The sequence below is a fragment of the Pseudorhodobacter sp. MZDSW-24AT genome (genome assembly GCF_002794355.1).
Classification (GTDB): Bacteria; Pseudomonadota; Alphaproteobacteria; order Rhodobacterales; family Rhodobacteraceae; genus Pseudotabrizicola.
Genome location: NZ_PGOI01000001.1, coordinates 56,769 through 69,235 on the forward strand (window position 1 = coordinate 56,769; position 12,467 = coordinate 69,235).

Sequence of the window (12,467 nt, forward strand, 5' to 3'; positions counted from 1 at the left end):
AGCGGCAAGCCTTTGCGATCGGCCGCATCCCCCTGCCCTTCATGGCCTTGCACCTTTCTGAAATACTCCCGCCGTAGGGCCAGAGAACAGCGCCGGGATCGGCTGTGCGGTTTGATGGAGGCTGGTCTTGGGCAACGGCCGCGCTGCCACTGGCGCGTCCCTTGTGCCGGGAGGGCTGCGCGCCCGTCTGGCCGCGGCGGGATCAACCGCGGCGGCCGACGTGCAAGACAAAGGCGCGCCCCCGGCAGGAGCGCGCCTCGACAAGCGATGGAGCGGCGGTCAGGCCGCCCAATCCCAAGGGTTGGTGAAGCCGCCGAGCACTTCGGTGACCTTGGCATCCTCCACCTCGCCCGATTTGGCGAGTTTGGCGACAAGGCCGCGCTTCTTGTCTTCGGCGACCATGGCCACCGTGGCGGGGATGCCAGCCTTGGCCAGCGCCTCGTTATAGACCCGGGTGATCGCCATGCGGCGCAGATCGGGTTTGAACACCTTGCCCACCGCGGTTTTCGGCACTTCAGACAGGATCTCGATATGCTTGGGCAGCGCCGCGCGTTCATGAATGTGCTTGCCCGCGTAATCCATCAGGTCGGCCACGCTGGCAGTGGCGCCCTTGACCAGTTCGACATAGGCCGCAGGCAATTCGCCCGAATGCGCATCGGGCTGGCCGATGGCGCCCACCACCGCCACAGCGTCATGGCCCATCAGCGCCTCTTCGATGATCGCAGGGTCGATGTTATGCCCGCCCCGGATGATCAGATCCTTGGCGCGCCCGGTGATGAAGAGATAGCCATCCGCATCGATGCGGCCCAGATCGCCGGTGCGCAGGAAGCGGCCTTCGGCAAACAGATCCTTGTTCTTGTCGACCTCGGTATAGGTGGAGCCTTCGTAGACGCCCGGATTGGCCACGCAGATTTCGCCCACCTCATCCACGGCGCATTCCCGGAAGCCTTCGGGGGTTTGCGTGAGGATGCGGACATGGGTGTAGGGGAAAGGCATGCCGACCGAGCCGATCTTCTTCACGCCATCCGGCGGGTTGATCGAGACAAGGCAGGTGCATTCGGTCAGGCCATAGCCTTCCACGATCTCGATGCCGGTTTCCTTCTTGAAGCGGTTGTAAAGCTCGATCGGCAGCGGGGAGGAGCCGGAAAACGCGCTGCGCAAGGAGGAGATGTCGGCATCGACCGGGCGCTGCATCAGCGCCGAGAGCGCGGTGGGCACCGTGATCATATAGGTGGCCTTGTAGCGGGCGATGAGCTTCCAGAAGTTGTCGAAGACGCCCTCGCCGCGATAGCCCGCCGGAGTGGGGAAGACGACATGGGCGCCCGAGGCGATCATGCTCATCAGGATGGGATAGGCCGCGAAGACGTGGAACAGCGGCAGCGGGCACATCACCACGTCATCGGGCTTGAACAGAAGCTGCTGGCCAAGCCAGCCGTTATAGACCATGCCCGAGACCTTGTGCTGGGCCACCTTGGGCATGCCGGTGGTGCCCCCGGTGTGGAAATAGGCGGCGACACGGTCGCGGGGTTCGTCGGCAAAGGTCAGGCGGTCACTGGGCTGACGCGCGAGTTCGGCCATGAAGTTCTTGACGGTGGCGGTGTGCTTGACCGGGTTCTTCGGCCGGATCAGCGGCACGATGTATTTCTTGGCGCCCGAAAGATAGCGGACGAGATCGACTTCCAGCACGGTCTTCACCGACGGGGCGTGGCGCACGGCCTCGGCCACCTTTTGCGGCAGATCGGTCTTGGGGAAGGCCTTGAGGGTGACGACAACCTTGGCCTTGGTCTCGCGCAGGATGGCGGAGATCTGTTCGGGCTCGAGCAGCGGGTTGATCGGGTTCACGATGCCCGCGACGGCGCCACCGATCAGGGTGACCACGGTTTCAAGGCTGTTGGGCAGCACATAGGCAACCACATCGGTCTCTCCCACACCCAGAGCACGGAACAGGTTGGCGGCTTGGGTGGTCTGGGCGTGCAACTGGGCCCAGGTCAGTGTCTCGCGCTTGGTGTCGGCACCAGAGAGCAGCTGGTAGCTCACGGCGGGGCGCGCGCCATGCGCCGCCTTGGTGGTCGACATGAATTCATGCATCGTGCGCGCCACCGGCCGGTCGGCCCATGACATTTCCGCCTCGGTCGCGGCGATGTCTGCACGCGTCACGAATTTCCCCATAGCATCCTCCCTATGACCCCGTTGATGGGGGGTCTTTTATCCCTGTGCCCAGCATGTGGGCAAATGCGGCATTTGCCAAGCCGATGGGGCGGATGAAAACGCAACGTCATGCCGGCATGGCAAGAACGGGTTTGTCTTCTGCGCCGCCTTCCCCCTGCCCTGCGGGTAGATGCCTCCGGCGGGAGTATTTCAGAAAGGTGCAAATCCTGCGGACGCTTTGGGATTTGCACCTTTTCCAAATACTCAAAATGCACCGCTGGTGCCGCTAGCGGACGGTGCCATCGGTGAACTGCAGGCGGGCAAGGCGCGCGTAGAGGCCGCCTTGGGCCACCAGATCTTCGTGCTTGCCCTGCGCCACGATGCGGCCATGATCGAAGACCACGATGCGGTCGGCGCGTTTGACGGTGGCAAGGCGATGGGCGACCACGAGGGTGGTGCGCCCCTTGGCGAGGGTTTCCACCGCCGATTGCACAAGGCGCTCGGATTCGGCGTCGAGGGCCGAGGTGGCCTCGTCCAGAAGCAGGACCGGGGCGTCGCGCAGGATGGCGCGGGCGATGGCGATGCGCTGTTTCTGCCCGCCCGAGAGCATGACGCCGCGTTCGCCCAGACCGGTGTCATAGCCTTGGGGCAGCGCGGTGATGAAATCATGCGCGGCGGCGGCGCGGGCGGCGGCTTCGACCTCAGCATCCGTGGCCTCGGGGCGGCCAAAGCGGATGTTGTCGCGGGCGGAGGCCGCGAAGATCACCGGGTCTTGCGGCACAAGCGCCAGCGCGCGGCGAAAATCGTTGCGGGTCATGGCGCGCAGGTCGACCCCATCCAGACGCACCGCGCCCTGTTGCGGATCATAAAAGCGCAGGAGAAGTTGCAGGATGGTGGTCTTGCCCGCCCCGGACGGGCCGACGAGCGCCACGGTTTCCCCCGGCTGAACATGCAGGGTTATGGTGTCGAGGGCCGAGGTTTCGGGCCGGGCCGGATAGCGGAAGGTGACGGCGTCGAAGCGGATGTCGCCGCGCACGGGTCGCGGCAGCGTGACGGGGGCGTCCGGGTCTGCCACCGGATCGGTCGCGTTGAGGAGTTCCACCAGCCGCTCGGTCGCGCCGGCGGCGCGCTGCAACTCGCCCCAGATTTCCGACAGCGCGCCGACCGAGCCTGCCACCATGATGGCATAGATCACGAACTGGATGAGCTCACCCGCGGTCATCACCCCGGCGCGCACGTCGCGCGCGCCCATCCAGAGCACGCCGACGATGCCGGTGAAGACCAGAAAGATCACGAAGATCGTCAACAGCGCGCGGGTGCCGATGCGGGTCTTGGCCGAGAGGAAGCTTTTTTCGGTGACCTCGGCGAAGGCGGCGCGGGTCTGGGGTTCATGGGTGAAGGCCTGCACGGTTTGCACCGAGGAGAGCGCTTCGGAGGCGGCGCCGGAGGAATTGGCGATCCAGTCCTGATTTTCGCGGCCCAGATTGCGCAGGCGACGGCCCAGCACGATGATGGGCACCACCACCACCGGCACGATGAGAAGCACCAGACCTGCGAGCTTGGCCGAGGTGGCCAGCATCAGCACCAGACCGCCGAGCAGGATCAGACTGTTGCGCAGGGCGATGGAGACGGAGGAGCCGATCAGCGACAGGATCAGCGTGGTGTCGGTGGTGATGCGGCTGAGCACCTCGCCTGTCATCAGGCGCTCGAAAAAGGCGGGCGAGAGGCCCAGCACCCGGTCGAACAGCGCGCGGCGGATGTCGGCCACCACGCGCTCGCCCAGCCGGGTGACGAGGTAGTAGCGCATCCCCGAGCCAAAGGCGAAGAGGCCCGCGATCACGATGGCGGCGCCGAAATACTGATCGAGGATCACCACATCGGCGTTGAAATTGTCGACCACGCGGCGCACCGCCAAGGGCAGGATCAGGCTGACGGCGGCAGTGAGCACTAAAGCCGCAAGCGCCAGCACCAAAAGGCGGCGGTACGGGGTGAGAAACGGCATCAGCCCGGCAAGCGCGCCGACCCGTTTCGATGTTGCGCGGTCTTCTGTCACTGTCGGGGTGCGTGCCATAACGTCCTGCCTTGTTCTGGCCCGGGTTTAGGCAACCCGGGCCATGGGGGCAAGCGCCCCGATTGCCGCGCCCCTGTGGGGCAGAGGGAAGAGGACTGCGACGGAGGCGCCCTTGGGGGGCGGGGGAGCCTCCGGCGGGGATATTTGGGCCAAGATAAAGGGCGGGCCCAGAGCGGATGAGGGGGGCGGCGCCTTAGGGGGGCGCGGTTTTGTCCGAAGGCGGGGGCCCCGCGGACCCGATGGGGCATTGCGGGCGGGGCGCGCTTGGGCTTTATCTGTGCGGCGGTGGGGACCGTGCGCGCGACGGGACGGGCGCGATCCCGACCGGGGGCGCAGGCCCCGGCGGGACGCGAGGATCGGGCGGCGGGATGGCTGGCGTTGGCATGAAGGCTTCCAAGCGGGGGCGGCAAGGCGAAGGATGTAGGCACGAGGATGCGGCGATGACCCGGTTTTTCACGGCACAGGACGGGGCGCGTCTGGCCTATGACGACCAAGGCGTGGGGCTACCGCTGTTGTGCCTGTCGGGCCTGACCCGCACGATGGGGGATTTTGACTATATGCTGCCGCATCTGCCCCCTTGCCGGGTGATCCGCATGGATTACCGTGGCCGCGGGGCCAGCGACTGGACCGGGGCCGAGAGCTATACCGTGCCCATCGAGGCGCGCGATGCGCTGGATCTGCTGGACCATCTGGAGGTGGAGGCGGCGGCGGTGATCGGCACCTCGCGCGGCGGCCTGATCGGGATGTTGCTGGCCGCCCTTGCGCCGCAGCGGCTGCGCGGGCTTTTGTTGAACGATGTCGGCCCCGAGATCCACCGCCCCGGGCTGGAGCGCATTTTCGATTATGTCGGGCGCAATCCGGCGGCCAAGACCCATGCGGCGCTGGCGGCGGCCTTGCCCGGCGTGATGCCGGGCTTTGCCAACGTGCCCGAGAGCCGCTGGCTGGAGGAGGCGCGGCTGCATTACCGCGAGACGCCGCAGGGCTTGCGCATCACCTATGACCCGGCCTTGCGCGCGGCCTTTCTTGCCGCCTTCGACGGGCCGGAGGTGGACCTTTGGCCGCTGTTCGAGGCCTGTGCGGGCAAGCCTTTGGCGCTGTTGCGCGGCGCGAATTCTGACCTGTTGTCGGCGGCGACGGCGGATGAGATGCGGCGGCGACGGCCGGACATGATCTTTGGGGAGGTGCCGGACCGGGCGCATATCCCTTTTCTGGATGAGCCGGAGGCCGTTGCGGTGATCCGGCGCTTTGTGGAGGCATGCGGATGAATTTGGCCAAGATCGAGGCGGCGGCGGCGCGGCTGGCGGGCGCAGCGCGGGCGACGCCGCTTCTGGAAGCGCCGCTGCTGAGCGCGCGGGCGGGCAAGCGGGTGCTGGTGAAGGCGGAATGCCTGCAGGTGACAGGATCGTTCAAGTTTCGCGGGGCTTGGGCCGCGGTGTCGGCGCTGCCTGCGGAGACGCGCGGGGTGCTGGCCTATTCCTCGGGCAACCATGGCCAAGGTGTCGCCTTGGCGGCGGCGCGGCACGGATTGCCTTGTGTGGTGGTGATGCCGTCCGACGCGCCCGAGGTGAAGGCCGCCAACACCCGCGCCTTTGGGGCGGAGGTGGTGCTTTATGACCGGCAGCACGAGGACCGGGATGCGATTGGCGCGCGGCTGTGTGCCGAGCGCGGGTTGGCGCTGATCAAGCCCTTTGACGATGCCGAGGTGATCGCCGGGCAAGGCAGCGTGGGGTTGGAGATCGCGGCGCAGGCGCGAGCCTTGGGCGTGGAACAGGGCGAGGTGCTGGTCTGTTGCGGCGGCGGCGGCCTGTCGGCGGGGATTGCGCTGGCGCTGGAGGCGCACGCCCCGGGCCTGCGGCTGCGCACGGTGGAGCCTGCGGGTTTTGACGACATGGCGCGGTCCTTGGCGGCGGGCGAGCGGCTGCGCAATGCCCAAGGGACCGGATCGGTTTGTGACGCCATTCTGACGCCCAGCCCGGGAGAGTTGACCTTTCCGGTCTTGCAGCGGCTGGCGGGCGCGGGAATTGCGGTGAGCGACGATCAGGCGCTGGAGGCGATGGCGCTGGCCTTCACCCATCTGCGCATCGTGCTGGAACCCGGGGGGGCGGTGGCGCTTGCGGCGGCCTTGAAGGCCGAGACCCATGATCCGGTGATCTGCGTGGCCAGCGGGGGCAATGTGGACCCGGGCCTGTTCCGCGACGTTGTGGCGCGGTTTGGCTGAGCCATGGCGACGCTGTTCTTTCCCGATCTGCGGGTGAATGTGGAGGTCTCGGGGCCGGAGGGGGCGCCGCCTGTGGTGCTGTTGCATGCCTTGGGCACCCACCTGCGGCTGTGGGATCCGGTGGTGGCGCGGTTGCCCGGGCACCGGATCTTGCGGCTGGACATGCGCGGCCATGGGCGTTCCGATGTGCCGCCCGGGCCCTATGCGATGGGCGCGCTGATCCATGATGTGGAACGGGTGATGGCGCAGGTGGGGATGCGCGAGGCGGTGGTGGTGGGCCTGTCGATCGGCGGGCTGATCGCGCAAGGGCTTGCGGTCAAGCGGCTGGATCTGGTGCGGGGGATGGTGTTGTCGAACACGGCCGCCCGGATCGGCATTGCCGCGCAATGGCAGGCCCGGATCGAGGCGGTGCGCGCGGGCGGGATGGCGGCGATCGCCGAGGCCACGCTGGAGCGCTGGTTTGGCCGCGGGTGGCGGGACCTGCCCGAACTGCCGCAGATGCGCGCCATGCTGCTCTCCACCGCGCCCGAGGGCTGGATGGGGGCGGCGGCGGCGATTGCGGGGACGGATTTCTACACGCCGACCGCCGGGTTGACCCTGCCGACGCTGGCGCTTGCGGGCCTGCGCGATGGGTCCACCCCGCCCGATCTGGTGAAGGAAACCGCCGACCTGATCCTTGGCAGCCGGTTTCAGCTGATCCGGGGGGCAGGCCATCTGCCGATGGTGGAACAGCCCGACGCCTACACACAGGCGATCCGTGAGTTTCTGGAGAGCATCGGCCATGCCTGAGATCCTGTTGATCCACGGCTCGTGCCATGGCGCGTGGTGCTGGCACCGGGTGATTCCCGCGCTGGCGGCCTTGGGCCACCGGGCGCGCGCGATCGATTTGCCCGGGCATGGGCGTGACCGCACCCCGGCGGATCAGGTGACGCTGGACAGCTATGCGCAGGCGATCTGTGGCGCGCTGGAGGGGCCGACGCTGGTGGTTGGTCATTCGATGGCGGGATATGCGATCACCGCCGCCGCCGAGGCTGATCCGTCCCGGATGACGGGGCTGGTCTATCTCTGCGCCTATGCTCCAGTCTCGGGGATGAGCTTGGGCGACATGCGCCGCGCAGGCCCGCGCCAGCCGCTGGCCCCGGCCATTCAGGTGGACAAGGCGGCGGGCACCTTCCGCTTTGACCCGGCGATGGCCGATGCGCTGTTCTACCACGACTGCGACGCGCAGGCGCAGACGCTTGCGGCGCTGTGCCTGACACCGCAACCGATTGTCCCGCAGGAAACGCCTCTGACCTTGACCGCGCGCAGCCAGTCCCTGCCCCGGCACTATATCCGCTGCACGGAAGACCGCGCCATCCCGCCCGAGTATCAGGCGGTGATGGCCGAGGCGGTGCCGCTGGCGCATCGCAGCACGCTGCCCGTCTCGCATTCGCCGTTTTTCGCTTGCCCCGAGGCGCTGGCGCAAAGGCTGGACGCCATCGCGCACGCGGTTCAGGCCGCATCATGAGCCAAACGCCCCGCCTTGCGCTGGCCTTCATCCTGACCACGGTGACGCTGGATGCCATCGGGATCGGGCTGATCTTTCCGGTGATGCCGGATCTGATCCGCAGCGTGACCGGGCAGGATCTGGCCCATGCCGCGCTTTGGGGCGGGGTGCTCGCCACCTCTTACGCGGTGATGCAATTCCTGTTCGGTCCGATCCTTGGCGCGCTGTCAGACCGCTTTGGCCGCCGTCCGGTGCTGTTGCTGTCCTTGCTAATCATGGGGCTGGACTATCTGGTGATGGCGGTCGCGCCGTCGATCTGGCTTCTCCTGATCGCGCGGCTGGTGGCGGGGGTGACGGCGGCCACCTATGCCACGGCCACCGCCTTTATCGCCGACATCACCCCGCCCGACCAGCGGGGCGCGCGCTTTGGCCTGATCGGCGCTGGCTTTGGCGTGGGCTTCGTACTGGGGCCGCTGATCGGAGGGCTGCTGGCGGGGGTGGATACACGCGCGCCCTTTTACGCCGCATCAGCCTTGGCCTTTGCCAATCTCGCCTTTGGCTGGTGGGTGTTGCCCGAAACGGTCACCGACGCCACCCGCCGTCCCTTCTCCTTGCGCCGCGCAAATCCGCTGGGCGCCTTGCGCGCCGTCAGCCGCCTGCCGGGACTGCGCCCGACCCTTGCTTGCTTTCTGATCCTTGGCATCGCCATGAACGTCTATCCGGCGATCTGGGCCTATTACGGACAGGCGCGCTTTGGCTGGTCCAGCCAGATGGTGGGCGTGTCGCTCGCCATCTATGGCATCAGCTTTGCGCTGGGTCAGGCGCTGCTGGTGGGGCCGATGATCCGCCGCTTTGGCGAACACCGCGCCGCGCGTTACGGCATGTGGGTCGATATCGTCACCCTCACCGCGCTGGGCCTTGTCACCTCCCCCACCCTTGCGCTGATGATCACCCCGATCACCGCGCTGGGCGGCGCTGTCACCCCCGCCTTGCAGGCCATCGCCAGCCGCGCCGCCCCGCCCGATGCGCAAGGCGAGTTGCAAGGCGTGCTGGCAAGCCTCAATGCCATCGCGATGATCACCTCGCCCTTGCTGATGACCGCCACTTTCAGCGCCTTCACCGCGCCCGAGGCCCCGGTCTATGCGCCCGGCGCGCCCTTCCTGCTGGCGGCGCTGCTGATGTGCGCCTGCCTCGCGCTGCATGTGCTGGGCCCGCGCCTGTCGCGCCCGCGCCCTGCCTGATCGCCCGTTTGCGGCAGATTCTGTCGCAAAAGCCTTTGCCCTGCCGCTTCTCCCGGCCTAGCCTTCATCTGTTCATAAATATCCCGCAGGGGGTCCGGGGGACGCGACGTCCCCCGGCGCTGGCCACAAAAGGAACGCCGGACCATGAAGCTCAAAGACCTCGAAATCTTCGTCGTGGCGCCGCCTTTTCCCGGCTGGGGCGGGCGCTACTGGATCTTCCCCAAGCTCACCACCGCCTGTGGCATCGTGGGCTATGGCGAATGCTATGCCTCGACCGTCGGGCCACAGGCGATGATCGCGGTGATCGAGGATGTCTTTGCCCGCCATATGGAAGGCAGCTCCCCCGAAGACATCGAGTTGATGTTCCGCCGCGCCTATTCGGCGGGTTTCACCCAGCGGCCCGATCCCACCGTGATGGGCGCGTTTTCGGGGCTGGAAATTGCCTGCTGGGACATCTTGGGCAAGGCGCGCAACCGTCCGGTCTGGGCGCTTCTGGGCGGCAAGATCAACCACCGCATCCGCAGCTATACCTATCTTTACCCCGAACCGGGCAATGAAGACCCCGATTTCTGGGTCGATCCCGATGCTGCCGCCAAGGCGGCGGTGCGCTTTATGGAGATGGGCTTCACCGCCGTGAAGTTCGATCCCGCCGGACCCTACACCATCCGCGGCGGGCATCAGCCGGCGCTGTCCGACATTTCGCGCTCGGTTGCCTTTTGCCGCGCGATCCGCGAGGCGGTGGGGGACCGGGTCGATCTTCTTTTCGGCACCCATGGCCAGTTCACCACCCAAGGCGCGATCCGGCTGGGCCGCGAGCTCGAGCCCTATAATCCTCTTTGGTATGAAGAGCCGATCCCGCCGGACAATCTGCTGGAATTCGCAGAGGTGGCACGGGGTGTGCGCATTCCGCTTGCCACCGGCGAGCGGTTGACCACCAAAACGGAATTTGGCGCGCTGTTGCGCCATGGCGGGGTCAAGATCCTGCAACCGGCCTTGGGCCGGGTGGGCGGGATCTGGGAGGCCAAGAAGATCAGCGCCATGGCCGAGGTCTTCAACGCCGAGATGGCCCCGCATCTTTATGCGGGCCCGGTGGAATGGGCGGCGAATGTGCATCTGGCGGCCTCGATTCCCAATCTGCTGATCGCCGAGACGATCGAGACTGGCGGTGCCTTCCATCAAAAGCTGATTCGCAACACCATCACTTGGGAGGCGGGGTATATCCTGCCGCCCGAAGCGCCGGGGCTTGGCATCGACTTTGATGAGGATGTGGCGCGCGCCCATCCCTATACCGGCACGGGCCTGCATCTTCAGATGCAGGAAGCGCCTTGCGATTACACCAATGGCAACCGGTTCGAAGGCGGCGCGCCCTCGACCCTGCCACACAAGACCTGATTTGCGCTTTGGCCTTGGCGCGGCTAACTGTGAACCAAGTTCAAGGAGATGCCATGACCAAGGCCCCCAGCAAGACAGAGATGCGGCGCGCAGCCTTGCGCGACCGCCTGATCGATCATGCCGAAGAGATCATCGCGCGCGATGGTTTGGCGGCGCTGAAAGCACGTGATCTGGCAGGGCTGGCGGGCTGTTCGGTGGGCGCGATCTATACGGTGTTTCCCGATCTGAACGCGCTGGTCATGGCCGTGAACGGGCGCACCTTCCGGCGGCTGGGGGCGGCGGTCTCGGCCTCGCTTGGCGCGCAGGACAGCGCGCCGCAGGACAGCCTGATCTGCATGTCACAGGCCTATCTGGCCTTTGCGGCGGAAAACACCCAAGCGTGGCGGGCGTTGTTTGATCTGGAGATGTCGGTCGAGCAGCCGGTGCCCGCGTGGTATCTGGCGGAACTGGCGGCGCTGTTTGCGCTGATCGCGGCGCCCTTGCGGCGGATTTTCCCCGACTGGTCGGCGCCGCAGATCGATCTGATGACGCGGGCGCTGTTTTCCTCGGTCCATGGCATTGTGCTTTTGGGGTTGGAAAAGCGCATTTCGGGCGTGCCGGTGGACCGGATCGCCCAGATGATCGCGGTGGTTCTGGCCAATGTGACCGACCGCCCCGCGCCGGAATAGGCCTGCCTTAGCCCGTCTGCGGCTGGGCGGCGATGCGCAGGCCGGTGGCGGAATCAAAAAGGTGCAGCTTGCGGCGGTCAAAGCGCAAAGGCAGCGCCATGCCGCGCGCCACCGGCACCTCGGGCGCGAGACGCACCACCGCCATGCTGCCCGCGATGCGGCACGACACCATGGTATCAGAGCCGAGAGGTTCAAAGACCTCGACCTTGGTGATCAGATCGGGGGTGCCGCTGGTGGCCAGCAGGATCGCTTCGGGGCGCGCGCCGAGTGTCACGGCGGTGCCGGGCGCGGCTTGGGCAGAGAGCGGCAGGTGCAGACCGTCAAGCTGCACCCCCGGCATGCCATCCCCGGCCAGAGTGCCCGCGAACAGGTTCATCTGCGGCGAGCCGATGAATGCGGCGACAAACAGGTTGGCCGGTTCTTCATAAAGCGTCAGCGGCGGGCCTTCTTGCATGATGCGCCCGTCCTTGAGAATCACCACACGGTCGGCCAGCGTGAGGGCCTCGACCTGATCATGGGTGACGTAAACGGTGGTGCGGCCCAGAAGCCCGTGCAGGCGCTTGATTTCGGTGCGCATTTCCACCCGCAGCTTGGCATCGAGGTTGGAGAGCGGTTCATCGAAGAGATAGGCCGAAGGGCGGCGCACGATGGCGCGGCCCATGGCGACGCGCTGGCGCTGGCCGCCGGAGAGCTCGGCCGGGCGGCGCTGAAGCAAGGGTTCGATCTGGAGGATCTGCGCGGCTTCGGCCACGCGGGCGGCGATGTCGGCGGCATCGGTCTTGCGCATTTTCAGGCCGAAACCGATGTTTTGCTCCACCGTCATATGCGGGTAGAGCGCGTAATCCTGAAACACCATCGCCACATCGCGGTCGCGCGGCTCGACCGCGTTGACCACCCGCTCGCCGATGGAAAGGCGGCCGCCTGTTACGTCTTCCAGCCCCGCAATCATGCGCAGAAGTGTGGACTTGCCGCAGCCGGAGGGGCCGACAAGGGCGACAAACTCGCCATCGCGGATCGCAAGGTCGATGCCATGGATCGTCTGCACCGCGCCATAGCTTTTGGTGAGTTGCTCGAGTGTGATCGTGGCCATCTGCGCCTCTTCCCCTGTGACAAAGGGCTTGTCAGCCCGCGGTGTTTCTATTATCGATATTGATAATGATAACGCAGATCAAGTGAGTTGACATGGCTGCCGAGACTTTTTCCCAAGGCCCGAGCCAAACGCAGGGTCCTCAGACAGAGGGGC

At 66.6% G+C, this 12,467-nt stretch carries 10 protein-coding genes; 7 read left to right on the forward strand and 3 right to left on the reverse strand.

The genetic code is table 11. From position 1 onward, the window contains the following. Positions 1-279: 279 nt before the first annotated feature. On the reverse strand, positions 280-2,169 hold the full coding sequence (locus tag CUR21_RS00310) for an acyl-CoA synthetase (RefSeq protein WP_100195020.1): 1,890 nt from the start codon (positions 2,167-2,169) through the stop codon (positions 280-282). A gap of 265 nt (positions 2,170-2,434) precedes the next feature. Then, positions 2,435-4,219, reverse strand: a complete 1,785-nt coding sequence (locus CUR21_RS00315; protein ID WP_100195021.1) for an ABC transporter transmembrane domain-containing protein — start codon at positions 4,217-4,219, stop codon at positions 2,435-2,437. Positions 4,220-4,659: 440 nt separating this feature from the next. Between CUR21_RS00315 and CUR21_RS00320 the strand changes: the two genes are divergently transcribed. The 7 genes from CUR21_RS00320 to CUR21_RS00350 all read left to right on the forward strand — a co-directional run bounded on the left by CUR21_RS00320 (position 4,660) and on the right by CUR21_RS00350 (position 11,224). After that, on the forward strand, positions 4,660-5,484 hold the full coding sequence (locus tag CUR21_RS00320) for an alpha/beta fold hydrolase (RefSeq protein WP_100195022.1): 825 nt from the start codon (positions 4,660-4,662) through the stop codon (positions 5,482-5,484). After that, positions 5,481-6,437 (forward strand): threonine/serine dehydratase, encoded by a 957-nt coding sequence (locus CUR21_RS00325; protein WP_100195257.1) that lies wholly within the window; start codon positions 5,481-5,483, stop codon positions 6,435-6,437. The genes CUR21_RS00320 and CUR21_RS00325 overlap by 4 nt, the downstream gene beginning before the upstream one ends. Positions 6,438-6,440: 3 nt before the next feature. Further along, positions 6,441-7,226: a 3-oxoadipate enol-lactonase gene (gene pcaD, locus CUR21_RS00330; RefSeq protein WP_100195023.1), complete on the forward strand. Its 786-nt coding sequence runs from the start codon at positions 6,441-6,443 to the stop codon at positions 7,224-7,226. Continuing rightward, positions 7,219-7,944, forward strand: coding sequence for an alpha/beta fold hydrolase (locus tag CUR21_RS00335; protein ID WP_100195024.1), 726 nt, complete (start codon positions 7,219-7,221; stop codon positions 7,942-7,944). The genes pcaD and CUR21_RS00335 overlap by 8 nt, the downstream gene beginning before the upstream one ends. After that, on the forward strand, positions 7,941-9,164 hold the full coding sequence (locus CUR21_RS00340) for a TCR/Tet family MFS transporter (RefSeq protein ID WP_100195025.1): 1,224 nt from the start codon (positions 7,941-7,943) through the stop codon (positions 9,162-9,164). The genes CUR21_RS00335 and CUR21_RS00340 overlap by 4 nt, the downstream gene beginning before the upstream one ends. Positions 9,165-9,308: 144 nt before the next feature. Further along, positions 9,309-10,556 (forward strand): mandelate racemase/muconate lactonizing enzyme family protein, encoded by a 1,248-nt coding sequence (locus tag CUR21_RS00345; RefSeq protein WP_100195026.1) that lies wholly within the window; start codon positions 9,309-9,311, stop codon positions 10,554-10,556. A 53-nt stretch (positions 10,557-10,609) separates the two neighbouring features. Beyond that, positions 10,610-11,224: a TetR/AcrR family transcriptional regulator gene (locus CUR21_RS00350; RefSeq protein ID WP_100195027.1), complete on the forward strand. Its 615-nt coding sequence runs from the start codon at positions 10,610-10,612 to the stop codon at positions 11,222-11,224. Between the two features lie 7 nt (positions 11,225-11,231). Here the strand turns inward: CUR21_RS00350 and CUR21_RS00355 are convergent, their stop codons facing one another. After that, positions 11,232-12,314 carry an ABC transporter ATP-binding protein gene (locus CUR21_RS00355; RefSeq protein WP_100195028.1) on the reverse strand — a complete coding sequence of 361 codons (1,083 nt, stop codon included), beginning with the start codon at positions 12,312-12,314 and terminating at the stop codon, positions 11,232-11,234. Positions 12,315-12,467 lie beyond the last annotated feature (153 nt).